Here is a 23,699-nt window from a genome sequence, read left to right on the forward strand (position 1 = left end):
GTTATCGAGAAGGTATTGGCAATTTGCCTGCGACTATAGCGGGCAGGTCCGTGGCGGTTAAAGAACAAAAAACACTTTGGTTATGCCGCAGTATCACGGCCTGGGAAACAGCGCATTGCCACACCGGGAACAGAACGCTGCCGCAGGTTCATGGTTCTTCTTGCTGCAGGTGGGACAGTCATGTTGCAACTGCTCGCCGCGCATGGCATTGGCCAGCTCGGCGGTGAATATCCCGGTCGGCACGGCAATGATCGAATAACCGATGATCATCACCAGCGACGAGATCACCTGCCCCAGCGGTGTCTTCGGCACGATATCGCCGAAGCCCACGGTGGTCAGGGTGACGATGGCCCAGTAGATCCCTTTGGGAATGCTGGTGAAGCCGTGCTGCGGCCCTTCGATCACGTACATCAGGGTGCCGAACACGGTCACCAGGGTGGAGACGGTGACCAGGAACACGATGATCTTCTGCTTGCTGCCGCGCAGTGCGTCTATCAGGTAATGGGCCTGCTTGAGGTACGGACTGAGCTTGAGCACTCGGAAGATCCGCAGCATTCGGATGACGCGGATGATCAGCAGGTACTGGGCGTCGCTGTAGTACAGCGCGATGATCCCCGGCACGATCGCCAGCAGATCGACCAGGCCGTAGAAGCTGAAGGCATAGCGCAGCGGCTTGGGCGAGCAATACAGGCGGGTGAGGTACTCGGCCAGGAAGATCGCGGTGAAGCCCCATTCGATAGCGGCCAGCAGGCCGGCGTAGCCCTGGTGAATTGCGTCGATGCTGTCGAGGATGACGGTGACCAGGCTGGCCAGGATGATCAGCAGGAGGATCTTGTCGAAGCGTCTTCCAGCCACGGTGTCGGTCTGGAAGACGATGACGAAGAGCCGCTCACGCAGGCTCGCGGGGTTGTTCATGGGCTCGTTCCACAATGGCGATGGGCTGAGCCTAGGGGTTGCCTTTCAGCTGTGCAAGCGGCTGGCGTTGCGTTGCCTGGGCTGGGCCAGGTGGCTGCCCAGGTGCATCAGCCAGCAGGCGGCGACGAAGGGCGCGGTCAGGCCGGGTACCGGCAGCCATTTGCACAGGGAGTGCATCAGCAGGGCGAGGACGATGGCCAGCAACGTCACCCTGGGCTTCTCACCTTGCCTGCTGAAGGCCAGCGCCGCCAATGCCGCGTTGAAGCCGTGCAGGCCCAGCCACGCAGCCTGTGCCTGATCGGTCAGCAACGCCAGGCCGCCGCCGAGGGCCGAGCCGATCACGGCCCACAGCGCGGCATAGGGGTTGGCAATCGACATGCCGACGATGATCAGCAGGCCGGCCAGCGGCTGGTCGAGCAGGAAGATCTGCCCGACCCCGCGCGCCAGGGCGTACAGCGGGTCGGCTTCGACGAAGCCGGCGGGCGAGGGCGTCGCGATCAGCAGGGTGGCCCAGCCGAGCAGCACGAAGGGTGCGGTGTAGGCAACCAGCAGTTTGCCGCCACGCTTGCGCCACTGGTGGGTGATGATGCTGGACAGGCCGCCGGCGGCGATGATCAACGGTGGCAGGATCGCCGACCAGGGCAGCACGGCACTGATCAGGATGCCGATCAGCACGCCGTTGTAGCTGTACAAGCCGGCCTGGCGATCGGCGCGGTCGTAGCCGCGGGCCTGGGCGGTGAGCAGGCCGGCGAGAGAGCCGAGCAGGGCGCCACCAACCAGGTTGGGCGCAGTGAGCAGGATAGCCAGCAGGCAGCACAGGCCGCACAGAGGGTTGCGCAGTAGCAGCACCTGGCTGAAGCCGTTGAGCAGCGCCGTGGCCCAGTCGGGGCACGGGTTGACGAAATTCTTGGTGTACATCGGGGCAGTCAGTGAGGTTGATGGGAGAGCGGTGGGCCTCTTTTGGGCCTCGGGTTTTCCGCAGTTGTGTGCGACACCACCGACCCTGTGGGAGCGGGCGTGCCCGCGAATGCGTCAGCTCAGGCAACATCGTTGTCCCTGCTGGCCTCTTCGCGGGCACGCCCGCTCCCACAGGAGAGATGCGGTGATTCAGATCAAGGTTTCGATCCGCAGCGTATTAGTCGACCCCGGCTTGCCGAACGGCACACCGGCGGTGATCAGCAACGTGTCGCCACGGCTGGCCATGCCTTGCGCCTGGGCGATCTCCAGTGCGGTGGACACCACCTCGTCGACCTGACGCAGGCGGTCGTTGACCACCGAGTGCACGCCCCAGGCCACGCTCAGGCGGCGTGCGGTCTTCAGGTTCGGCGTCAGGTTGAGGATCGGTGCCCGTGGCCGTTCGCGTGCGGCGCGCAGGGTCGACGTCCCGGACTCGCTGTAGTTGACCAGCACCGCCACCGGCAGGATGCCGCTGATCCGGCGGATCGCGCAGCTGATGGCGTCCGACACGGTGGCCTCGGCCTTCGGCCGGCCCACGTCGAGCTGGGCCTGGTAGTCCGGGCCGTTTTCCACCTGGCGGATGATCTTGCTCATCATCTGCACGGCTTCCAGCGGGTAGTCACCCGAGGCGGTCTCGGCCGACAGCATCACCGCATCGGCACCCTCGGCCACGGCATTGGCCACGTCGGTGACTTCGGCGCGGGTCGGCGCCGGCGAGAAACGCATGGATTCGAGCATCTGCGTGGCCACTACCACCGGTTTGCCCAGCTGGCGACAAGTGCCGATGATGCGCTTCTGGATCTGCGGCACGCTTTCCGCTGGCACTTCCACGCCGAGGTCGCCCCGGGCCACCATGATCGCGTCCGACAGCTCGGCGATGGCTTGCAGTTGCTCGACTGCCGAGGGCTTTTCGATCTTCGCCATCAGGTAGGCGCGGTCACCAATCAGTTGGCGTGCTTCCGTGATGTCTTCCGGGCGCTGGACGAACGACAGGGCCACCCAATCCACGCCCAGTTCCAGGCCGAAGGCCAGGTCGCGGCGGTCTTTCTCGGTGAGCGGTGAGAGGTCGAGTACCGCTTGCGGCACGTTGACCCCTTTGCGGTCGGACAGCTCGCCACCGGCCAGCACTTCGGTGTCGATCGCGTCACTGTGCCTGGCGGTGACGCGCAGGCGCAGCTTGCCGTCGTCGAGCAGCAGGTCCATGCCTGGCTCGAGGGCGGCAATGATTTCGGGGTGCGGCAGGTTGACCCGGTGGCTGTCGCCCGGGGTCTTGTCCAGGTCCAGGCGCAGGGCCTGGCCGCGCTGCAGCTGGACCTTGCCTTCGGCAAAGCGGCCGACCCGCAGCTTCGGCCCTTGCAGGTCCATGAGAATGCCCAGCGGGTAGTTCAGTTGCTGCTCGACCTCGCGAATCCACTGGTAGCGCAGGGCGTGGTCGGCGTGTTCGCCGTGGCTGAAGTTGAGGCGGAAGATGTTCACCCCGGCTTCGACCAGTTGGCGGATGTCGTCGATGCCTTTGATCGCAGGGCCGAGGGTGGCGAGGATCTTCACTTTTTTATCAGGCGTCATGATTGGGCTGTCTCGAGAATCAGGATGGCGCGGAAGTCGTTGACGTTGGTGCGGGTTGGCTCAGTGACGATCAGCGCATCCAGCGCGGCGAAGTAGCCATAGCCGTTGTTGTTGTCCAGCTCGTCGCTGGCTGACAGGCCCAGCGCTTCGGCGCGGGCGTAGCTGCCCGGGGTCATGAAGGCGCCGGCGTTATCTTCCGAACCATCGATGCCATCGGTGTCACCGGCCAGGGCATACACGCCTGGCAGGCCCTTGAGGCTCTCGGTGAGGCTGAGCAGGAACTCGGCGTTGCGCCCGCCACGACCATTGCCGCGTACGGTGACGGTGGTTTCGCCGCCGGACAGGATCACGCACGGCGCCTTCAGCGGCTGGCCATGCTGGACGACCTGCCGGGCGATGCCGGCGTGCACCTTGGCCACTTCGCGCGACTCGCCTTCCAGGTCGCCGAGGATCAGCGGGCTGAACCCGGCCTGGCGTGCTCTGACCGCAGCGGCCTCGAGCGACTGCTGGGGTTTGGCGATCAGCTGGAAGTGGCTGCGGGCCAGGGCCGGGTCATCGGCCTTGACGGTTTCCGAGGCTGGGTTGTTGAGCCAGTCGATGACCGCTTTGGGGGCCTCGATGTTGTAGCGCTTGAGGATGGCCAGGGCATCGGCCGAGGTGCTTGGGTCGGCCACGGTGGGGCCGGAGGCGATCACCGTGGCGAGGTCGCCCGGAACATCGGAAATGGCATAGGTGTAGACCGTGGCCGGCCAGCAGGCCTTGGCCAGGCGGCCGCCCTTGATCGCCGAGAGGTGCTTGCGCACGCAGTTCATCTCGCCGATGGTGGCGCCGGACTTGAGCAGCGCCTTGTTGATCTGCTGCTTGTCGGCCAGGGTCAGGCCCTCGGCAGGCAGGGCCAGCAACGCCGAACCACCGCCAGACAGCAGGAAGATGACGCGGTCGTCTTTGCTGAGGTTGCTGACCAGGTCCAGCACGCGCTTGGCCACGGCCAGGCCGGCGGCATCGGGGACCGGGTGGGCGGCTTCGACCACTTCGATCTTCTGGCAGTTGGCGCCATGGCCGTAACGGGTGACGACCAGGCCGGAGACTTCGCCCTGCCAGCTTTTCTCGACCACTTCGGCCATGGCGGCGGCGGCCTTGCCGGCGCCGATGACGATGACCCGGCCGCTACGGTCGGCGGGCAGGTAGGGTTCGAGGACTTGGCGCGGGTGGGCGGCGGCGATGGCTGTGTCGAACAGCTCGCGGAGAAGTTTTTGCGGATCGACCGACATGGCAGGCTCCCAGTATATTGTTGTTCTGCACAATCAAGAACGCCCCTGGAACTGCCTCCGTGCAGGCCGAACCAGGGGCGGGTGTTGCTCGGGGTCACCGCTGAGACTGTGGTCGCAGGTTCAGCGGTGTTGGCCGCATCGCGGATGAATCCGCTCCTACAGGACGATAGGTCCGTTCATTGCGATCGGATCAACCGGTAGGAGCGGATTCATCCGCGAAGGGCCGGTACAGGTTTACTTGTCGTCGCGGATCGAGAAGTTGGCCATGTGCTCCAGGCCTTTGATCAGCGCCGAGTGGTCCCAGTTGCCGCCGCCCAGGGCCTGGCAGGTGTTGAACACTTGCTGGGCATTGGAGGTGTTGGGCAGGTTGATGCCCAGTTCCTTGGCACCTTGCAGGGCCAGGTTGAGGTCCTTCTGGTGCAGGTTGATGCGGAAACCTGGGTCGAAGGTGCCCTTGATCATGCGCTCGGCATGTACTTCGAGGATCTTCGACGAGGCGAAGCCACCCATCAGCGCTTCACGCACCTTGGCAGGATCGGCGCCGTTCCTGGCAGCGAACAGCAGGGCTTCGGCCACGGCCTGGATGTTCAGCGCAACGATGATCTGGTTGGCCACCTTGGCGGTCTGGCCGTCGCCGTTGCCACCTACGCGGGTGATGTTCTTGCCCATGGCTTCGAACAGCGGCAGGGTGCGCTCGAAGGCCTTCGGGCAGCCACCGACCATGATGCTCAGGGTCGCGGCCTTGGCACCGACTTCGCCACCGGATACCGGGGCATCCAGGTAGGCGGCGCCAGTGGCCTTGATCTTTTCGGCAAAGGCTTTGGTCGCGGTCGGCGAGATCGAGCTCATGTCGATCACCACTTTGTTCGGGCCCACACCTTCGGCCACGCCGTTTTCACCGAACAGGACGCTCTCCACTTGTGGGGTGTCCGGCACCATGACAATGATGAACTCGGCTTCCTGGGCCACCTCTTTCGGGTTGGCCAGGGCCACCGCACCGGCGGCGATCAGGTCGGCCGGGGCGGCGTCGTGGTGGGTGGAAATGAAGATGCTGTGACCTGCCTTTTGCAGGTTCTGCGCCATGGGTTTGCCCATGATGCCGGTGCCGATGAAACCGATTTTAGCCATGAGAATGTGCCTCTTTGTAATTGTGATATCTCAAGCGAGCCGTGGCCGCTGTGGGAGCGGGGGGCTGGTGTTCAGCCGTTCAGATTGCGTTGTGGCTCTTCAGCCAGCCCAGGCCCGCTTCGGTGGTGGTCAGCGGCTTGTATTCCGCGCCCACCCAGCCCTGGTAGCCGATGCGGTCCAGGTGCTCGAAGAGGAAGCGGTAGTTGATCTCGCCGGTGCCGGGTTCATTGCGGCCCGGGTTGTCGGCCAGCTGGATGTGGTTGATCAGTTTCAGGTTGGTTTCCATGGTGCGCGCCAGGTCACCTTCCATGATCTGCATGTGGTAGATGTCGTACTGCAGGAACAGGTTGTCGCTGCCCACCTCGGCCTGGATCTCCAGGGCCTGCTGGGTGGTGTTCAGGTAGAACCCCGGAATGTCGCGCGTGTTGATCATTTCCATGACCAGGCGGATGCCGGCGGCTTTCAGTTTGTCAGCGGCAAACCTGAGGTTGTCGACGAAGGTCTTGCGCACATCGGCGCACTGCAGCCCTTGCGGACGGATGCCGGCCAGGCAGTTGACCTGGGTGTTGCCCAGTACCTTGGCGTATTCGATGGCCTTGTCGACACCGGCGCGGAACTCTGCGACGCGGTCCGGGTGGCAGGCGATGCCACGCTCGCCTTTGGCCCAGTCGCCGGCCGGCAGGTTGAACAGCACCTGGGTCAGGCTGTTGGCCACCAACTGCTGCTTGATGTCGGCGGCGCTGAAGTCATACGGGAAGAGGTATTCGACGCCGCTGAAGCCAGCATCGGCGGCAGCCTTGAAGCGGGCCAGGAAATCCTGTTCGGTGAACAGCATGGACAGGTTGGCAGCGAAGCGAGGCATGGTGTGTCTCCTTGCGGTGAAGGCCCCCGGTGCCCCTTCAGCAGGGGCCGGCACGGGGGCGTCAGGCGATCAGTCCAGCAGCGAGATGGCAGTTGGCGCGTCGTTGCCGACCAGGGCCAGGTCTTCGAATTCGTTGACTGCGTTGATCTCGGTGCCCATGGAAATGTTGGTGACGCGCTCGAGAATCACTTCGACCACCACCGGCACGCGGAACTCTTCGGCCATCTTCTGTGCCTTGAGCAGGGCAGGGGCGATGTCTGCCGGCTCGAACACACGGATGGCCTTGCAGCCCAGGCCCTCGACCACGGCAACGTGGTCGACACCGTAGGTGGCGGCGTCGGTGGCGTTGATGTTCTCGAACGCCAGTTGTACACAGTAATCCATGTCGAAGCCACGTTGCGCCTGACGGATCAGGCCCAGGTAGGCGTTGTTCACCAGCACGTGGACGTACGGCAGGTTGAACTGCGCGCCCACCGCCAGCTCTTCGATCATGAACTGGAAGTCGTAGTCACCGGACAGCGCGACCACCTTGCGTTTCGGGTCGGCCTTGACCACGCCCAGGGCAGCAGGGATGGTCCAGCCCAGCGGGCCGGCCTGGCCGCAGTTGATCCAGTGGCGTGGCTTGTACACGTGCAGGAACTGCGCACCGGCGATCTGCGACAGGCCGATGGTGCTGACGTAGCAGGTGTCCTTGCCGAACACCTGGTTCATCTCTTCGTAGACGCGTTGCGGCTTGACCGGCACGTTGTCGAAGTGAGTCTTGCGCTGCAGGCTGGCCTTGCGCTGCTGGCAGTCTTCCAGCCAGGCCTTGCGGCACTTCAGCTTGCCAGCGGCCTTCCACTCGCGGGCCACTTCGAGGAATGCATCCAGCGCCTTGCCAGCGTCGGAAACGATACCCAGGTCCGGGGTGAACACGCGGCCGATCTGGGTCGGTTCGATGTCGACGTGGATGAACTTGCGGCCTTCGGTGTAGACGTCGACCGAGCCGGTGTGGCGGTTGGCCCAACGGTTACCGATGCCGAACACCAGGTCGGATTTCAGCAGGGTGGCGTTGCCGTAGCGGTGCGAGGTCTGCAGGCCGACCATGCCGACCATCTGCGCGTGGTCGTCCGGGATGGTGCCCCAGCCCATCAGGGTCGGGATGACCGGGACGCCGGTCAGTTCGGCGAATTCGACCAGTTTGTCGCTGGCGTCGGCGTTGATGATGCCGCCACCGGCGACCAGCAGTGGGCGCTCGGCTTCGTTGAGCAGGGCCAGGGCTTTTTCGGCCTGTACGCGGGTGGCAGACGGCTTGTGCACGGGCAGCGGTTCGTAGGCGTCGATGTCGAATTCGATCTCGGCCATCTGTACGTCGAACGGCAGGTCGATCAGCACTGGGCCTGGGCGGCCGGTGCGCATCTCATGGAAGGCTTTCTGGAAGGCATAAGGCACCTGGCCTGGCTCCAGAACGGTGGTGGCCCACTTGGTCACCGGCTTGACGATGTTGGTGATGTCGACCGCCTGGAAGTCTTCCTTGTGCAGGCGCGCACGCGGCGCCTGGCCGGTGATGCAGAGGATCGGGATGGAGTCGGCCGAGGCACTGTACAGGCCGGTGACCATGTCGGTGCCGGCCGGGCCGGAGGTACCGATGCACACGCCGATGTTGCCCGGGTTGGCGCGGGTATAGCCCTCAGCCATGTGCGAGGCGCCTTCGACGTGGCGAGCGAGGACGTGATCGATGCCACCGACTTTCTTCAGGGCCGAGTACAACGGGTTGATGGCAGCCCCCGGGATGCCGAACGCGGTATCTACACCTTCACGGCGCATGACCAGAACGGCTGCATCGATTGCTCTCATTTTGCTCATGGTTTGTGCCTCATCGATTTTGTAATTGTATACAACTTGCTTTGCGCCAGAGTGTATTCATGGCTGGCCGCTCAGGTCAACGGGTTTTCGTCGGCAGTGGATGCTTTCGTTCGAGCGCCCAAGAAAACGGGCGTTTGCATCATCGCATACGATCGTTTCAAAATATTGTATACAAAAATGCAACTCGTTGTGTTCTATTGGTCCTATCGGCTTCAACTGCCCTCAGGGCTTCTCACAACAAGAAGAGGACCTTTCCATGAACGCTTTGAACCTGAAAGTCGCGGTCAGCCTGGTGAATGCCGCGCTGGCGGCGGGCCGCAAGATCAATGCTGCACCGCTGACCGTGGCGGTGCTGGACGCCGGCGGCCACCTGCTGGCGCTGCAACGCGAGGACGGTGCCAGCCTGATTCGCCCGCAGGTGGCTACTGGCAAGGCCTGGGGCGCGATTGCGCTGGGCAAGGGCTCGCGCTTGCTGGCGCTGGATGCGCAGCAACGGCCAGCGTTCTTTGCCGCGCTGAACGGCTTGGGTGAACGGCCGGTGGTGCCGGCGCCGGGTGGCGTGCTGGTGCGTGATCAGGACGGCAAGGTGCTGGGTGCCGTAGGGATCAGCGGGGATACGTCGGATATCGACGAGCAGTGCGCGATCAGTGCGATCGAGGAGGTGGGGTTGAGAGCGGATGCCGGTGTAGCAGCCTGATTCTCTATTGCCTGTTCAGGCCTATTCGCGGGTGAACCCGCTCCCACAGGACCATCACAGGCTTGAAGCTCATGGTGCCTCTGTGGGAACGGGTTCATCCGCGAAGCAGCCAGCGCCGAGGGTCAGGCCACCTCGGGCTCACACCCCTTGAGTACCATGCGGATGATGGTCTCCGCCGCAGCGTCATAATCGCTGTCGGTCAGCTTGGCCTTGCCGGTCACCGCCGAAATCTGCCAGTCGAAATCGGCATAGGTCTGGGTCGCTGCCCAGATGCTGAACATCAGGTGATGCGCGTCGACATGGGCGATCTGCCCACGGTCGATCCAGCGCTGGATGCATTCGATGTTGTGCCGGGCCTGCTCGTTCAACTGCGCCACCTGGTTCGGCGACAGGTGCGGGGCGCCGTGCATGATCTCGCTGGCGAACACCTTGGACGCATGCGGCAGGTCACGCGAAATGCGGATCTTCGAGCGAATGTAGGCACTCAGCACTTCTTTCGGGTCGCCGTCGGCATTGAACGGGGTCGACGCCTGCATGATCGGCGCGATGATGCTTTCCAGCACCTCGCGATAGAGGTTGTCCTTGGACTTGAAGTAGTAATACACGTTGGGCTTGGGCAGGCCGGCCTTGGCCGCGATATCGCTGGTCTTGGTGGCGGCGAAGCCCTTGTCGGCGAATTCCTCGCTGGCCGCGCGCAGGATCAGTTCCTTGTTGCGCTCGCGAATGGTGCTCATGGTCAGGGATCTTCCTCGTGTCTGGCCACCTCTAAGAGGGATCGGGCATGGTAGCACCGGGCTCGACGGGGGCTCAAGGCAGCGGCTTTGCGCTAGAATCGGCAGCATTCATTCATCCGGAAGCAGACAAACATGGCAGGAAGCAGTCTACTGGTACTGATCGACGACATCGCCACGGTGCTCGATGACGTCTCGCTGATGACCAAGGTAGCGGCAAAAAAGACCGCAGGGGTGCTGGGCGATGACCTGGCGCTGAACGCCCAGCAGGTCACCGGCGTGCGCGCCGATCGCGAGCTGCCGGTGGTGTGGGCGGTGGCCAAAGGGTCGTTGGTGAACAAGGCCATCCTGGTACCGGCGGCGCTGTTGATCAGTGCGTTCATTCCCTGGGCGGTGATACCGCTGCTGATGCTCGGCGGTGCCTACCTGTGCTTCGAGGGCTTCGAGAAGCTGGCGCACAAGTTCCTGCACAGCAAGGGGGAGGATGAGGCGCAGCACGAGGCCCACAAGGAAGCTGTGGCGGACGCCAATGTCGACCTGGTGGTGTACGAGAAAACCAAGATCAAGGGCGCGGTGCGCACCGACTTCATCCTTTCGGCGGAAATCATCGCCATTACCCTGGGCATTGTCGCCGACTCACCGTTGAGCCAGCAGATCATCGTGCTGTCGGGCATCGCGGTGGTCATGACCATCGGTGTGTACGGGCTGGTGGGCGGCATCGTCAAGCTCGATGACCTCGGGCTGTGGATGACCCGCAAGGCATCACGCCTGGCCCAGGCGGTGGGTAACGGCATCCTGTGGGCCGCGCCGTACATGATGAAGAGCCTGTCGGTGATCGGCACGGCGGCGATGTTCCTGGTCGGCGGCGGGATCCTGGTGCATGGCATCGTGCCGCTGCATCATGCCATCGAGGCGGTCAGTGAAGGGCGTGGCGGGGCGTTGACCGTAGCGCTGCTGAATGGCGGCGTCGGGGTTGTGGCCGGTGCGGTGGTGCTGGCCCTGGTAAGCCTGGCAGGGAAACTGTGGCGGGCGGTTCGGCCGGCTAATTGAGGTGCGTGGCCGGGGCGAGCCCCGGTTCGCGGGTAAACCCGCTCCTACACGGTGCGCTGCGCCTGTGGGAGCGAGGTTGGTAGCGAATGGGCCGCAACGCGGCCCCGAAGGTTCAACTCAGAAATGAACCTTGAGCAAGAAGCTCATGGTGTTCTGGTCGGTAGTAAAGGTATCGGAATCCTTGATGCCGTACTTGTTCTTCCAGTAGTCGTATTCCACACCCACGTACAACTGCTTCTCACCCAGGTGCAAGGCCTTGCCCAGGTCGTACTTGATCTGCGGGTTGAAGTGCAGGTTGGCCTGGTAGGTGCCGCGACGGTTCTCGTCGTTGTCCACCACCCAGTCCATGAAGCCGTCGATCAGCAGGTCGGAAGAACCGACCGGGATGGTGTACGACCACACCGGGGTAATCTGCCATACATTGTCGCCAGCGCGGCTGCCATCGGTGGTGCGGTTGTAGAAGTTCAGCTGGAAGTAATCGAACCCGGGGATGGCCAGGTCGAAGCCCGGGCCGATCAGGTACGACTCGGTGTCACCCTCGCCGAACTCGTAGGTCATCGCCAGCAACACGTCCTTGACCGGGCCGAACTCGATCTTCTGATCGAAGATCTTGCCGAAGGACAGGCGTGGGCTGATCTCGCCATAGTAAGTGTTCGGGCCGTTGCCCGCGTCTTTCTGGCCCTGGTAGAAGATCTTGTCGACGAAGATGAAGTTGTCGCCGTACTTCCAGGCGTCGGCGTGCTCGAAGGTGACCGTTTGCTGGATCGCCGGGTTGACCTTGAAGTTCTTGCCCCACAGGTAGGTCAGGCTGTTGTTCTGCCATTGCAGCAGGTCGCCGCCGAAGGTGGTGCCGCAGGCCAGCAGGCCGCCGGCGAGGATCAGGCTGTTGATGGTACGCATTGCGTGTTTCGCTCCCTTGATTGATCTGTTGTCAGCGCGTTATCGCGCTTTTTTGTCTTTCGAGTCAGTTTTTTTCGATGGGCCACAGCTGTTTGGCAAGGGTTGAGCCAACTTTCCCGGGCTGGCAAAACCTTCCTGCTCGACTTCGTTCTGAACGGATGAAAAGGGTCTTTCAGGCTGGCAACACGTCGGCCAACCGCCCGTATTCATTGACTGAGCGGTCAGTAAACGCAGGCAGAATCCGTTCTGCCCTGATCGAGGGGGCGCGCAGATTACTGGCTTGCGCGCCTTGCCTCAAGTGCTCCGTCCTGGAGCGCGATGGACCAAACTTGTGCGTTTGGTCAGCTTTTAGAAGTGCACCTTGACCAGTGCACTGGTGACGCTCTGGTTGCTGTCGACGTTGCCTTGGCTGTCGATGCCGTACTTGTCCTTCCAGTAGCTGTATTCGATACCCACGTACAGCTGCTTGGCGCCCAGGCCAAGGGCTTTGCCCAGGTCGTACTTGACCTGTGGGTTGAACTGCAGGTTGGCGTGGTAGGTACCGCGACGGGTCTGGTCGTTGTCCACCACCCAGTCCATGTAGCCGTCGATCAGAATGTCGGACTTGCCTACGGGCAGGGTGTAGGACCAGGCGGGGGTGATCTGCCAGACGTTGTCACCAGGGCGGCTGCCTTCGGTGTTGCGTACGTAGAAGTTGAGGGTGAAATAGTTGAAACCGGGGATGGCCAGGTCGAAGCCGGGGCCGATCAGGTAGGCCTCGTTGTCGCCCTCGCCGCGCTCATAGGTCATGGCAACCAGCACATCCTTGATCGGGCCCAGTTCGAATTTGTGCCCGGTAATCTTGCCCAGTGACAGACGCGGGCTGAACTCCCCGTAGTAGCTGGTGACGCCTTTGCCCGGGTCGGCCTTGCCGTTGTAGAAGACCTTGTCGACGAACATGAAAGTGTCGCCGTACTTCCATTTGTTGGCGTGCTCGAAGGTGATCGTCTGCTGGATGCGGGGGTTGACCTTGAAGTCCTTGCCGTACAGGTAGGTCAGGCTTTCGCCGTGCCACTGCAGCCATTCTCCGGCGTGGGTGGGGAGGGTGGCCAGCAGGCTGCTGCCCAGCAGGAGGGACGAGGTGATGCGTTTCATGTTGTGGTTCCCGGACTTATTGTTTTTGTTGGGTTTTTTTGGCGCGCAGGCGCCCCGGGCGGCCCATTCCGGCGGGCCGACGGTACAGCGTTTACGACGAGGTCAAGGCAGGGGCGGCAGTGCGCCGCCCCCTGTTGCTCCAGGCGGGTTGCTTCAGTGCTGATGGCAGACGTTGTGCGTCGCGCGATCGGCACCACCGAGGATGTTGAACAGCACGTTCAGCACCAGGGCACTGACCGTGGCCATGGCGATGCCGCTGTGGGTGATGGGTTCCATCCACTGCGGCATCTGGGCGAAGAACTCCGGGCGCACCACGGGGATCAGCCCGAAGCCGACGCTCACGGCGACCAGCAACTGGTTGCGGCGGTCGCCGATGTCCGCCTCCTGCAGAATCTTGATCCCGGTGGCGGTGACCATGCCGAACATGGCGATGGAGGCGCCGCCCAGTACCGCAGGCGGGATCGAGGCAATCAGGAAGGCCGCCTTGGGCAGCAGGCTGAGCAGGATCAGCAGTGCGCCGGCCACCACGGTGACGTAGCGGCAGCGTACCCCGGTCATCTGCACCAGGCCGATGTTCTGGGCGAACGAGGAGTGGGTGAAGGTATTGAAGAAGCCGGCGACGAACGATGCCCCGGCATCGCACAACAGGCCGCGACGCAGCATGCCTGGGGTCACTTCACGGCCGGTCACCTTGCCCAGTGCGAGGAACATGCCGGTGGACTCGACGAAGATGATCACCACCACCAGGCACATGGACAGGATCGGTGCCAGGCTGAAGGTCGGCATGCCGAAGTGCAGCGGGGTGACCACTTGCAGCCATGGGGCCTGGTTCAGGCCCGACAGGTCGACCATGCCGATGGCGCCGGCCAGGATGTAGCCCAGGCCCATGCCTACCAGCACCGATACATTGACCCAGAACCCACGCATGAAGCGGTTGATCAGCAGGATCACCGCCAGTACCAGGCCGGCCACCAGCAGGAAGATCGGCGCACCGAAGGTGCCAGCCTGCTGGCCGCCACCTGCCCAGTTGACTGCCACCGGGAACAGCGACAGGCCGATCGAGGTGATCACCGTGCCGGTGACCAAGGGTGGGAAGAAACGTACGACCTTGGACATGAACGGCGCGATCAGCATGCCGAAGAACCCGGCGGCGATGGTCGCGCCGAAAATCCCCTGCAGACCCACGCCGGGCATGCCGGCCATGGCCACCATACTGCCGACGGCAGCGAAACTGGCGCCCATCATCACCGGCATGCGGATGCCCACCGGGCCGATACCGAATGACTGGATGATCGTGGCGACACCTGCTACCAGCAGGTCGGCGTTGATCAGGAAAGCGACTTCTTCACGGGACAGCCCGGCGGCCTGGCCGATGATCAGCGGCACGGCGATCGCGCCACCGTACATCAGCAGGACATGTTGCAGGCCAACCAGGATCAGCTGGAACAGGGGCAAGGGCTCTCGCGGCGGCGCAACAGGGATATGCGCCTTGCGTGACTCGGACATGCAGCACCTCGAGTTTTGTTTTTATTCTCGGATCCAAGCGCCGGCACCAAGCGGCAGGCTCACGCTGTGGAGAGCCTGGAGTTCCCGCCTGGGGCTGACGCTCGATGCTTGCTTGTTGCGTGAATCTTCAAGTTCGAGGCCGGTATTGCCGGCCTCTTCGCGGGTAAACCCGCTCCCACAGGGAGCGGTGTGATCCCGACCATTGTGTTTCAGTTCACCGGGGCGCCTTTGGCGATCCAGTCACCGACCAGCTTGCGCTCTTCGGTGGTCATCTGGGTGATGTTGCCCAGCGGCATGATCTGGCTGGCGACCGCTTGCGCCTGGATGCGCGCGGCCTGGGCCTGGATCTGCTGCGGGGTGTCGAACATCACGCCGGCAGGCGCGCTGCTGAACAGCGGGCTGGTCGGCTTGGACGAGTGGCACACGGTGCAGCGTTCCTGGATGACATTGTGGATCTTGTCGAAGCTCTCGCCGCCCGCCTGGGCCGTGGCCTGGGCTGGGGCTTCGGCGGGGGCGGCAGGCGCTGCGGCAGCCTTGGCGGCATCCTCGGCGCGTTGCTCGGCGGCAGTCTTGCCACCGACTGCGGTCGCCGGCAGTGGCTGGTACTCGATCTTCGCTGCGGCCTGCTCAGGGCTGGTGGCCATCGGCTTGGGGCCGGTGACGTAGGCCAGGCAGATCATCGCCAGGGCACCAACCGGCAGGGTCCAGGCGTACTTGTTGCTGTCATGACGGGTGTTGAAGTAGTGGCGGATCAGTACCGCGGCTACTGCAATACCGGCCAGGATCAGCCAGTTGTACTGGCTACCGTAGGTGCTCGGGAAGTGGTTGCTGATCATGATGAACAGCACCGGCAGGGTGAAGTAGTTGTTGTGGCGCGAGCGCAGCAGGCCCTTGGCCGGCAGTACCGGGTCGGGGGTGGTGTTGTTCTCGATCGCGGCCACCAGCTGGCGCTGGGCTGGCATGATGATGCGGAACACGTTGCCGACCATGATGGTGCCGATGATCGCGCCGGTGTGCAGGTAGGCGCCACGGCCACTGAACACCAGGCTGAAGCCCCAGCACGCGGCGATGATCAGCACGAACAGTACACCGCCGAGCAGCGCTGGCTTCTTGCCCAGGGGCGAGTCGCACAGGAAGTCGTAGATGAACCAGCTGGCGATCAGCGAGCCGATACCGATGGCCACGCCCTCGGCACCGCTCAGGGTGCTGCCAGGGGCCAGCAGGTACAGCGCCGGGTTCCAGTAGAACACCACGCACAGCAGGGCGATACCGGACATCCAGGTGAAGTAGGCTTCCCATTTGAACCAGTGCAGGTTCTCGGGCATTTTCGGCGGAGCCAGCTTGTACTTTTCAAGGTGGTAGATACCACCGCCGTGGATGGCCCAGAGGTCACCCGACAGCCCCTCGCGCGGATTGCTCCGGTTCAGGTTGTTTTCCAGCCAGACGAAATAGAACGATGCACCGATCCAGGCGATACCGGTGATCATGTGAACCCAGCGAATGCTCAGGTTCAGCCATTCGTGAAGGTGTGCTTCCACAGTATGTACCTCTTGCCGGTCACCCGCTCGGGCTGGGCCTTTGCATGACCGACCTTTTCTTATTGGTGGGGATTGAGGATCAGCATCTGTTCCTCGGTGAAGTAATGCTCGTCGCAGTTGTTGCCAGAACCGCTGCGATCAACCACCAGGAAGTCATCCCGCTTTTCGATCGTCAGCACCGGGTGGTGCCAGACGCCGCGATGGTAATTAACGCCCTGCCTGCCATTACTGCGGAAGGCTCGGACCAAGCCTGATACAGGTGCATCGCCAACCGGCGCGACCACGATCAGAAAGGGGTTGCCGAGCAGCGGGATGAAAGCCTGGCTGCCCAGCGGATGGCGTTCCAGCATGCGTACGGTCAGCGGCATGTCCAGCGCGTCGGCGCGGAAGATGCTGATGATCGCCTTGTCTTCAGGCTCGGCGGTTTCCACCGTGGCGAGCTTGTGGAAGCGCATGGTCGAGCCGTTGTTGATCATGAAGTGGTCGCTGCCATCGGTTTCGATCACGTCTCCGAAGGGGGCGAAGGCTTCTTTGCTCAGGGGCTCGATCATCAGGGTGCGCATGCGAATATCTCTTCTATGTTCGTTGTTCTGGTTCAGGTTCAGGCGTTGCCGCGCCGGTTACAGCTGCAGCAGGCGGAACAGCGCGATCAGGTTGATCTGTGCCAGGGCTTCCTTGAATTCGGCATCGATGTCGTTATGGATGCGCTTTTCGAAAGCGGCGAGGATCTGGTGCCGGTTGCTGCCTTTTACCGCCATGATGAAGGGGAACTGGAACTTGGCCTTGTAGGCATCGTTCAGCTCGGTGAAACGGGCGAATTCTTCTGCGGTGCACTGGTGGATACCGGCGCCGGCCTGTTCGTTGGTGCTCGACTCGGTCAGTTCGCCCTGGATGGCCGCCTTGCCGGCCAGGTCCGGGTGCGCGTTGATCAGCGCCAGCTGGTCGGCGTGGCTGGCGCTGAGCAGGATGTCGCTCATGCGCTGGTGCAGCGCCTCGATCTCGTCCAGTTCCGCCAGCTGGCCCAGGTCGTAGGCTTTTTCCGCAACCCAGGGCGAGTGCTCGTAGATGTCGGCGAAGGCCTTGACGAAGGCTTGACGGTCCAGGGCGGATGGCTTGAGGGTCTTGAAGGCGGTCATCAGGCGTTCTCTTTCTTGTACGGGTGGGTGGTGTGCCAGTGGCGGGCGATGTCCACGCGACGGGCGAACCAGACCTGGTCATGGCTTTTGGCGTAGTCGACGAAGCGCTTCAGCGCGGCCAGGCGCGCCGGGCGCCCGACCAGGCGGCAATGCAGGCCGATCGACAGCATCTTCGGTGCCTCGGCACCTTCGGCGTACAGCACATCGAAGGCATCCTTGAGGTACTGGAAGAACTGCTCGCCGCAGTTGAAGCCTTGTACCTGGGTGAAGCGCATGTCGTTGGTGTCGAGGGTGTAGGGGATCACCAGGTGCGGCTTGCCGGTGGGGTTGTTCGGCTCCCAGTAGGGCAGGTCGTCGTCATAGGTGTCGCTGTCGTAGAGGAAGCCACCTTCCTCCATCACCAGGCGGCGGGTGTTCGGGCCGGTGCGGCCGGTGTACCAGCCCAGCGGGCGTTCGCCAGTGATTTCGGTGAGGATGCGGATGGCTTCGAGCATGTGCTCGCGCTCCTGGGCCTCGTCCATGTACTGGTAGTCGATCCAGCGGTAGCCGTGGCTGCAGATCTCATGGCCGGCTTCGACCATGGCGCGGATCACGTCAGGGTGGCGCCGGGCGGCCATGGCCACGGCGAAGATGGTCAGCGGTACGCCGCTGTCCTTGAACAGCTTCAGCAGGCGCCACACGCCGGCGCGGCTGCCGTACTCGTAGAGCGATTCCATGCTCATGTTGCGCACGCCCTGCAGAGGCTGGGCAGCGACCATTTCGGAGAGGAACGCTTCGGATTCCTTGTCGCCGTGCAGAATGTTGCGTTCGCCGCCTTCCTCGTAGTTGAGGACGAAAGACAGCGCGATGCGAGCGTTGCCCGGCCATTGCGGGTGAGGAGGGTTGTTGCCGTAACCGATCAGGTCGCGAGGATAGTCAGCGCTCACTGCAGTCTTCCTTCTTGTGCGTTTGTGCGGGGGGTGGGCGGGCCGCGTCGGGATGTCGCACCACCGGATGGGCTGATTGTATACAACTTCTGAAATCATTTGTAAGCCTGTTTTTCCGCATTTCTTCCCTTTTGTCGCTTGGCAGTGGCCCGGAATTTCATTGCAAGAAACCTGCCTGCTTGGTCAGCTTGTGACGTTGTCGTCGGCTCGGAGCCTGAGTTGCCTGTGTATTCGCGACCAAAGGGACGCGGCTGGGCAGGAATCGCCGGGTGAAGCGGGTTGGCTCAAAAAATTGTGTACAATCTGTCGATCAAATGTCTTAATGGTGTCCTTCCCGCGCATCGACGGCCTTGCCGTGATGCTGGCCGTGTATTTTTTGCCCACAGATTGAACAAGAGGCGACAAGCAATGGGACGTTTGACCACACACGTACTGGATGCCGCACATGGCTGCCCGGGCAGCTCGATCAAGGTCGAGCTGTACCGTGTCGAAGGCCAGCAGCTGGAGCTGGTGAACACCGCCCTGACCAACAGCGATGGCCGCGTCGACGCGCCGTTGCTGCAGGGTGACGACTACCGCACCGGCGTCTACCAGCTGCAGTTCAGCGCCGGCGACTATTACCGCGCCCGTGGCGTGCAGCTGCCGGCCCAGGCGTTTCTGGATGTTGTCGTGCTGCGTTTTGGCATCGACGAGCAGCAGGAGCACTACCACGTGCCGCTGCTGATCTCGCCGTACAGCTATTCGACCTATCGTGGAAGCTAGTTGGTCGCTAGAAGAATCTTCGTAGGTCCTTTGGCCCGCTCTCACACTGGCGGGCTTTTTTTCGTCTGCTGTTTTTATATTGCCGGCGACAGGGCCGCTGCAGGCGGTAGAAATGAAGAAAGGGCGCCGAGGCGCCCTTGGTTGGTGTAGCAGGGGTCAGAGGAACACGAACTTGGCAATGAAGATCGCGCACAGCACCCACAGGCTGGCCGAGATTTCCTTGTACTTGCCGGTACCTGCCTTCAACGCCACGTAGCTGATGAAGCCCAGGGCAATACCGTCGGCGACCGAGAACGTCAGCGGCATCATGATCACCGTGACGATCGCCGGAATGCTGTCGGTGGCCTCGTCCCAGTGGATATGCGCCATGCTGCCCATCATCAGCATCGCCACATAGATCAGCGCACCGGCAGTCGCGTAAGCGGGAATCATCCCGGCCAGTGGCGCGAAGAACATCGCGGCAATGAACAGCAGGCCGACCACCACCGCTGTCAGGCCGGTGCGGCCACCTGCGGCTACACCGGCAGCACTTTCCACATAGCTGGTCACCGGCGGCACGCCGACCACGGCACCGAACACGCTGGAGGCACTGTCGGCCTTGAGGGCTTTCGACAGGTTCTCGATGCGCCCGTCCGGCGCCACCAGGTTGGCCCGCTGCGCCACGCCCATCAGGGTGCCAGCGGTGTCGAACATGTGCACGAAGAGGAACGCCAGCACCACGCTGATCATGCTGACGTTGAACACCCCGGCCACATCCATGGCCATCCAGGTCGGGGCCAGGCTCGGCGGCATCGACATCACCCCGCCAAACTTGACCAGGCCCAGGCCCCAGCCCGCCACGGTGACGCCGATGATGCTGATCAGGATCGCGCCGAACACCCGCTTGTAGCTGAGGATGGCGATCAGCAGGAAGCACAGCGCCGCCAGCAGCGGCCCCGGCTCGTGCAGCGAGCCCAGCTTGATCAGGGTGGCCGGGCTGTCGACGATGATGCCTGCCGTCTTCAGGCCGATCAGCCCGAGAAACAGTCCGACGCCGGCACCCATGGCATGGCGCAGGCTGACCGGGATGCTGTTGAGCAACCATTCGCGCACTTTCGACAAGGTCAGGAACATGAACAGCACGCCGGAGACGAACACCGCCCCCAGTGCCGTTTCCCAGTTGTAGCCCATGGTGCCGACCACGGTGTAGGTGAAGAAGGCGTTGAGGCCCATGCCGGGCGCCAGGCCCACCGGCCAGTTGGCGTACAGGCCCATCAGCAGGCAGCCCAGTGCGGCGGCGATGCAGGTAGCGACGAAGGCAGCGCCGTGGTCGATGCCGGCGTCGGCCATGATGTTGGGGTTGACGAAGATGATGTAGGCCATGGTGATGAAGGTGGTCACCCCGGCGATCAGCTCGGTCCTGACGGTACTGCCGTGTTGCTTGAGTTTGAAAATCCGCTCCAGCCAGCTCGTTTCGAGCGGTGGGGCGAGATCCAGCGTAGGGGCTTCGGATTTGCGGCTTTCCACAGCAAGTACTCCTCAAGTCTTTCTTGTTGTTCTTGGGCCCGGTTCCTGCGCAATGCACTTGGCGGCCCCGCGAGGGAAGGCAGACGTCTGACCCTTTGTTGACTTGCGGGTCAAGAAGTTGCTCGGGGGATTATGCTTTTGTGTACAAATAATGCAAATAATGTTTTATCTTTCGTATGCGCAATGTCGCGTACAACAGCTATATAGGTAAAAGGCCACCTGCAGAATCGGCTCAGCCTGTGTACAATGGCGCCATACTTTCCTTCGTGCCTCGAGAGCTCATGAACGAACAGCTGCAACCTCTGAAGAAACCTGCGCGCAACGGCAAGGCCGGCCGCAGTGGTACCCAGGACGACATCGTCTACGCGCATATTTTCGAGGCGATCCTCGAGCAGCGTCTGGCTCCGGGCACCAAGTTGAGCGAGGAAGCGCTGGGCGAGATCTTCGGCGTCAGCCGCACCATCATCCGCCGTGCCTTGTCGCGCCTGGCCCACGAAAGCGTGGTGCTGCTGCGGCCGAACCGTGGTGCGGTGGTGGCCAGCCCCACGGTGGAAGAAGCCCGTCAGGTGTTCTTCTCGCGACGCATGGTCGAGCGGGCGATCACCGAGCTGGCGGTGCAGCACGCCACGCCAGAGCAGCTCAACGAACTGCGGCAGATGGTGCGCGACGAGCGTGACAGTTTTTCCCGTGGCGACCGTGGTGCCGGCATCCGCCTGTCCGGCGAGTTCCACCTCAAGCTGGCGGAGGCTGCCGGTAACGCGCCACTGGTCAGCTTCCAGCGCAGCCTGGTGTCGCAGACCTCGCTGATCATCGCCCAGTACGAAAGCGGCAACCGCTCGCACTGCTCGTATGACGAGCACATGCAACTGATCGATGCCATCGAGGCGCGTGATGCCGAGCAGGCCGTGAGCCTGATGATGCACCACATGGACCACATCGACAGCAAGCTTAACCTGGACGAGGAAAGCGCCTCGGACGACCTGCATGCGGTGTTTTCGCACCTGCTGAAAAAGCCCAAGGTAGCCGCCAAGGGTTGATCGTTTGCCTGAATGAAGAAGGGGCTGCGTTGCAGCCCCTTTCTGTTTTCAGCGCTGGTGCACGCAACGCCCGGCGGCGTAGGTTTCGCGCACGGTGCGATCGTCGCCCAGGGTGGTGAGCACGAACAGCGTCTCTTCAATGCTGTTGGATTGCTGGATACGGTAGTCCAGCAGCGGCGTGGCCTTGTAGTCCAGCACCACGAAGTCGGCATCGTTACCCGGGCGCAGGCTGCCGATGCGGTCGTCCAGGCGCAGCGCCCGGGCGCCGCCGAGGGTGGCCAGGTACAGCGATTTGTACGGGTGCAGGCGCGCGCCCTGCAGTTGCATCACCTTGTACGCTTCGTTGAGGGTGTTGAGCAGCGAGAAGCTGGTACCGGCGCCGACGTCGGTGCCCAGACCCACATTGACCTTGAAGCGCTCGGCCTGCGGCAGGTTGAACAGGCCGCTGCCAAGGAACAGGTTGGAGGTAGGGCAGAAGGCCACGGCCGAACCGGTTTCAGCCAGACGCTGGCATTCCTCGTCACACAGGTGCACGCCATGGGCGAACACCGAGCGTTCGCCCAGCAGCTCGAAGTGGTCGTACACGTCGAGGTAGCCCTTCTGCTCGGGGAACAGCGACTTGACCCAATCGATTTCCTTGAGGTTTTCCGACAGGTGCGTGTGCAGGTACACGCCCGGGTGCTCCTTGAGCAACTGGCCGGCCAGGGCCAGCTGTTGCGGGGTGCTGGTCGGGGCGAAGCGCGGGGTAACGGCGTAGTGCAGGCGGCCCTTGCCATGCCAGCGCTCGATCAGCGCCTTGCTTTCGGCGTAGCCGGACTCGGCGGTGTCGGTCAGGTAGTCCGGCGCGTTGCGGTCCATCATCACCTTACCGGCGATCAGGCGCAGGTCCAGGCGCTCGGCCTCTTCGAACAGGGCATTGACCGATTGCGGGTGCACGCTGCCGAACACCAGCGCAGTGGTAGTGCCGTTGCGCAGCAGTTCCTTGAGGAAGATCTTCGCGACCTGGTCGGCGTGATCCTTGTCGGCGAACTGCTTTTCGCAAGGGAAGGTGTAGGTGTTCAGCCAGTCCAGCAGCTGTTCGCCATAGGAACCGATCATGCCGGTTTGCGGGAAGTGGATGTGGGTGTCGATGAAGCCTGGGGTGATCAGCGCGTCCTGGTAGTGCTCGACCTGGATGTCGGCATCCAGGCTCGGCAGCAGTTCGCTGGCGTGGCCAACGGCGCGGATGCGGCCATCGTCGACCACCAGCAGGCCATCCTCGAAGTATTCATGGGAAGCCTCCAGGCCCACCTCGGCCGGGTCGGCGATGCTGTGCAGGATGGCGGCACGGTAGGCTTTGCGGGTAACGGTCATAACACTCTCGTCAAAGGGTTTGGCTGCGCCGGGAGGATGGCAGCAACTGGGCAATGGGGCCGGCATTGGCCGCAGCGTCGTGCTGGCCGAAGCAGGCGTTGTAGGTGGCGATGATCTCGGCGGCGATGGACACGGCGATCTCGATGGGCAGCTTGCCCTTGACCTCGGCCAGGCCCATCGGGCAGCGCATGCGCGCCAGCACGGCATCGTCGTAGCCGCGCTCGCGCAGGCGGTGTTCGAACTTGACCCGCTTGGTCTTCGAGCCGATCAGGCCGAACCAGGTGAAGTCGTTGCGCTTGAGGATGGCGGCGGTCAGTTCCAGGTCGAGCTGGTGGTTGTGGGTCATGACGATGCAGTAGCTGCCAGGTGGCAGGCTTGCGACTTCGTCGACCGGTTCCTCGCTGACCACCTTGGTCACCCCGTCGGGTACCAGGGCCGGGAATTCCTGCTCGCGCGAGTCGATCCAGCGCACCCGGCAGGGCAGCGCGGCGAGCAAGGGTACCAGAGCGCGGCCGACATGGCCCGCGCCGAACACGGCAACCTGCGCCTGCACGGCGGCCATGGGTTCGAACAGCAGCACGGTGACGCCGCCGCAGCACTGGCCCAGGCTGGCGCCGAGGCTGAAGCGCTCCAGGTGCGGGGTGCTGCGTTGCTCCTGGAGCATCTGCCGGGCGATGTGCAGGGCTTTGTATTCCAGGTGGCCGCCGCCGATGGTGTCGAACAGGCCGGTAGCGCTGACGACCATTTTCGAGCCGGCGTTGCGCGGGGTCGAACCGCGCTCCTCGATGATGGTGACCAGCACGCAGGCTTCGCCACGGGACTGGTGGTCGGCGAGGGCGTTGATCCATTGGTGCATGATGCAATTCCTCTTCAGGACAA

Annotated in this window: 22 protein-coding genes; 4 read left to right on the top strand and 18 right to left on the bottom strand. The window is 63.0% G+C overall.

All coding sequences use genetic code 11. The features are described from left to right. Positions 1-93: 93 nt before the first annotated feature. From HU760_RS08405 to gcl, 7 genes are all read right to left on the bottom strand, one after another. The gene (locus HU760_RS08405; protein WP_186680063.1) at positions 94-915 is read right to left on the bottom strand and encodes an ion transporter; all 822 of its coding nucleotides are present in this window, start codon (positions 913-915) and stop codon (positions 94-96) included. A 45-nt stretch (positions 916-960) separates the two neighbouring features. After that, positions 961-1,833, bottom strand: coding sequence for an urea transporter (locus HU760_RS08410; RefSeq protein WP_186680061.1), 873 nt, complete (start codon positions 1,831-1,833; stop codon positions 961-963). 189 nt (positions 1,834-2,022) lie between these two features. After that, positions 2,023-3,438, bottom strand: a complete 1,416-nt coding sequence (gene pyk, locus HU760_RS08415) for a pyruvate kinase (RefSeq protein ID WP_186680058.1) — start codon at positions 3,436-3,438, stop codon at positions 2,023-2,025. Then, positions 3,435-4,709 (bottom strand): glycerate kinase type-2 family protein, encoded by a 1,275-nt coding sequence (locus tag HU760_RS08420; protein WP_186680056.1) that lies wholly within the window; start codon positions 4,707-4,709, stop codon positions 3,435-3,437. The genes pyk and HU760_RS08420 overlap by 4 nt, the downstream gene beginning before the upstream one ends. 234 nt (positions 4,710-4,943) lie before the next feature. Further along, positions 4,944-5,837, bottom strand: coding sequence for a 2-hydroxy-3-oxopropionate reductase (locus HU760_RS08425; RefSeq protein ID WP_186680054.1), 894 nt, complete (start codon positions 5,835-5,837; stop codon positions 4,944-4,946). A gap of 79 nt (positions 5,838-5,916) precedes the next feature. After that, the gene (hyi, locus tag HU760_RS08430) at positions 5,917-6,699 is read right to left on the bottom strand and encodes a hydroxypyruvate isomerase (RefSeq protein WP_186680048.1); all 783 of its coding nucleotides are present in this window, start codon (positions 6,697-6,699) and stop codon (positions 5,917-5,919) included. Positions 6,700-6,768: 69 nt separating this feature from the next. Then, entirely contained in the window at positions 6,769-8,544 is a 1,776-nt protein-coding gene (gene gcl / locus HU760_RS08435; RefSeq protein ID WP_186680042.1) for a glyoxylate carboligase, read from the bottom strand. A gap of 256 nt (positions 8,545-8,800) precedes the next feature. Here gcl and HU760_RS08440 point away from each other — a divergent pair, with 256 nt between their 5' ends. After that, positions 8,801-9,241: a GlcG/HbpS family heme-binding protein gene (locus HU760_RS08440; protein ID WP_170031013.1), complete on the top strand. Its 441-nt coding sequence runs from the start codon at positions 8,801-8,803 to the stop codon at positions 9,239-9,241. A gap of 122 nt (positions 9,242-9,363) precedes the next feature. Here the strand turns inward: HU760_RS08440 and HU760_RS08445 are convergent, their stop codons facing one another. Further along, entirely contained in the window at positions 9,364-9,975 is a 612-nt protein-coding gene (locus tag HU760_RS08445) for a TetR/AcrR family transcriptional regulator (RefSeq protein ID WP_085593164.1), read from the bottom strand. 132 nt (positions 9,976-10,107) lie between these two features. On the opposite strand from HU760_RS08445, the gene HU760_RS08450 reads away from it, so the two are divergent. Beyond that, positions 10,108-11,022 (top strand): DUF808 domain-containing protein, encoded by a 915-nt coding sequence (locus HU760_RS08450; RefSeq protein ID WP_186680040.1) that lies wholly within the window; start codon positions 10,108-10,110, stop codon positions 11,020-11,022. A gap of 117 nt (positions 11,023-11,139) precedes the next feature. Here HU760_RS08450 and HU760_RS08455 read toward each other — a convergent pair whose 3' ends face one another. The 7 genes from HU760_RS08455 to puuE all read right to left on the bottom strand — a co-directional run bounded on the left by HU760_RS08455 (position 11,140) and on the right by puuE (position 18,162). After that, entirely contained in the window at positions 11,140-11,922 is a 783-nt protein-coding gene (locus HU760_RS08455; protein WP_186680038.1) for an outer membrane protein OmpK, read from the bottom strand. A gap of 348 nt (positions 11,923-12,270) precedes the next feature. Further along, entirely contained in the window at positions 12,271-13,056 is a 786-nt protein-coding gene (locus tag HU760_RS08460; RefSeq protein ID WP_186680035.1) for an outer membrane protein OmpK, read from the bottom strand. 153 nt (positions 13,057-13,209) lie between these two features. Next, the gene (locus tag HU760_RS08465) at positions 13,210-14,562 is read right to left on the bottom strand and encodes a nucleobase:cation symporter-2 family protein (protein WP_186680033.1); all 1,353 of its coding nucleotides are present in this window, start codon (positions 14,560-14,562) and stop codon (positions 13,210-13,212) included. Between the two features lie 209 nt (positions 14,563-14,771). After that, positions 14,772-16,100 carry a urate hydroxylase PuuD gene (locus tag HU760_RS08470; protein WP_186680031.1) on the bottom strand — a complete coding sequence of 443 codons (1,329 nt, stop codon included), beginning with the start codon at positions 16,098-16,100 and terminating at the stop codon, positions 14,772-14,774. Between the two features lie 59 nt (positions 16,101-16,159). Next, positions 16,160-16,663: an ureidoglycolate lyase gene (locus HU760_RS08475; protein WP_056801462.1), complete on the bottom strand. Its 504-nt coding sequence runs from the start codon at positions 16,661-16,663 to the stop codon at positions 16,160-16,162. A 57-nt stretch (positions 16,664-16,720) separates the two neighbouring features. Beyond that, complete coding sequence (gene uraD / locus HU760_RS08480) at positions 16,721-17,236, bottom strand: 2-oxo-4-hydroxy-4-carboxy-5-ureidoimidazoline decarboxylase (protein ID WP_186680029.1); 516 nt, start codon at positions 17,234-17,236, stop codon at positions 16,721-16,723. Continuing rightward, complete coding sequence (puuE, locus tag HU760_RS08485) at positions 17,236-18,162, bottom strand: allantoinase PuuE (RefSeq protein WP_186680012.1); 927 nt, start codon at positions 18,160-18,162, stop codon at positions 17,236-17,238. Before puuE ends, uraD begins: the two co-directional genes overlap by 1 nt. A gap of 408 nt (positions 18,163-18,570) precedes the next feature. Between puuE and uraH the strand changes: the two genes are divergently transcribed. Beyond that, complete coding sequence (gene uraH, locus HU760_RS08490; RefSeq protein WP_003259496.1) at positions 18,571-18,924, top strand: hydroxyisourate hydrolase; 354 nt, start codon at positions 18,571-18,573, stop codon at positions 18,922-18,924. A gap of 156 nt (positions 18,925-19,080) precedes the next feature. Here uraH and HU760_RS08495 read toward each other — a convergent pair whose 3' ends face one another. Next, positions 19,081-20,430 (bottom strand): NCS2 family permease, encoded by a 1,350-nt coding sequence (locus HU760_RS08495; RefSeq protein WP_186674850.1) that lies wholly within the window; start codon positions 20,428-20,430, stop codon positions 19,081-19,083. A gap of 281 nt (positions 20,431-20,711) precedes the next feature. On the opposite strand from HU760_RS08495, the gene HU760_RS08500 reads away from it, so the two are divergent. Beyond that, entirely contained in the window at positions 20,712-21,467 is a 756-nt protein-coding gene (locus tag HU760_RS08500) for a GntR family transcriptional regulator (RefSeq protein ID WP_186674849.1), read from the top strand. Between the two features lie 48 nt (positions 21,468-21,515). Here HU760_RS08500 and guaD read toward each other — a convergent pair whose 3' ends face one another. Next, positions 21,516-22,820 (bottom strand): guanine deaminase, encoded by a 1,305-nt coding sequence (gene guaD, locus HU760_RS08505; protein ID WP_186674848.1) that lies wholly within the window; start codon positions 22,818-22,820, stop codon positions 21,516-21,518. 10 nt (positions 22,821-22,830) lie between these two features. Next, complete coding sequence (xdhC, locus tag HU760_RS08510; RefSeq protein WP_186674847.1) at positions 22,831-23,676, bottom strand: xanthine dehydrogenase accessory protein XdhC; 846 nt, start codon at positions 23,674-23,676, stop codon at positions 22,831-22,833. Positions 23,677-23,699 lie beyond the last annotated feature (23 nt).

The organism is Pseudomonas oryzicola (assembly GCF_014269185.2).
Taxonomy (GTDB): Bacteria; Pseudomonadota; Gammaproteobacteria; order Pseudomonadales; family Pseudomonadaceae; genus Aquipseudomonas; species Aquipseudomonas oryzicola.

Bases quoted from the DNA above. Each gene is read 5' to 3' on its own strand.
- HU760_RS08405 (WP_186680063.1), bottom strand. From the start codon at position 915: ATGAACAACCCCGCGAGCCTGCGTGAGCGGCTCTTCGTCATCGTCTTC.
- HU760_RS08410 (WP_186680061.1), bottom strand. From the start codon at position 1,833: ATGTACACCAAGAATTTCGTCAACCCGTGCCCCGACTGGGCCACGGCG.
- pyk (WP_186680058.1), bottom strand. From the start codon at position 3,438: ATGACGCCTGATAAAAAAGTGAAGATCCTCGCCACCCTCGGCCCTGCG.
- HU760_RS08420 (WP_186680056.1), bottom strand. From the start codon at position 4,709: ATGTCGGTCGATCCGCAAAAACTTCTCCGCGAGCTGTTCGACACAGCC.
- HU760_RS08425 (WP_186680054.1), bottom strand. From the start codon at position 5,837: ATGGCTAAAATCGGTTTCATCGGCACCGGCATCATGGGCAAACCCATG.
- hyi (WP_186680048.1), bottom strand. From the start codon at position 6,699: ATGCCTCGCTTCGCTGCCAACCTGTCCATGCTGTTCACCGAACAGGAT.
- gcl (WP_186680042.1), bottom strand. From the start codon at position 8,544: ATGAGCAAAATGAGAGCAATCGATGCAGCCGTTCTGGTCATGCGCCGT.
- HU760_RS08440 (WP_170031013.1), top strand. From the start codon at position 8,801: ATGAACGCTTTGAACCTGAAAGTCGCGGTCAGCCTGGTGAATGCCGCG.
- HU760_RS08445 (WP_085593164.1), bottom strand. From the start codon at position 9,975: ATGAGCACCATTCGCGAGCGCAACAAGGAACTGATCCTGCGCGCGGCC.
- HU760_RS08450 (WP_186680040.1), top strand. From the start codon at position 10,108: ATGGCAGGAAGCAGTCTACTGGTACTGATCGACGACATCGCCACGGTG.
- HU760_RS08455 (WP_186680038.1), bottom strand. From the start codon at position 11,922: ATGCGTACCATCAACAGCCTGATCCTCGCCGGCGGCCTGCTGGCCTGC.
- HU760_RS08460 (WP_186680035.1), bottom strand. From the start codon at position 13,056: ATGAAACGCATCACCTCGTCCCTCCTGCTGGGCAGCAGCCTGCTGGCC.
- HU760_RS08465 (WP_186680033.1), bottom strand. From the start codon at position 14,562: ATGTCCGAGTCACGCAAGGCGCATATCCCTGTTGCGCCGCCGCGAGAG.
- HU760_RS08475 (WP_056801462.1), bottom strand. From the start codon at position 16,663: ATGCGCACCCTGATGATCGAGCCCCTGAGCAAAGAAGCCTTCGCCCCC.
- uraD (WP_186680029.1), bottom strand. From the start codon at position 17,236: ATGACCGCCTTCAAGACCCTCAAGCCATCCGCCCTGGACCGTCAAGCC.
- uraH (WP_003259496.1), top strand. From the start codon at position 18,571: ATGGGACGTTTGACCACACACGTACTGGATGCCGCACATGGCTGCCCG.
- HU760_RS08500 (WP_186674849.1), top strand. From the start codon at position 20,712: ATGAACGAACAGCTGCAACCTCTGAAGAAACCTGCGCGCAACGGCAAG.
- guaD (WP_186674848.1), bottom strand. From the start codon at position 22,820: ATGACCGTTACCCGCAAAGCCTACCGTGCCGCCATCCTGCACAGCATC.
- xdhC (WP_186674847.1), bottom strand. From the start codon at position 23,676: ATGCACCAATGGATCAACGCCCTCGCCGACCACCAGTCCCGTGGCGAA.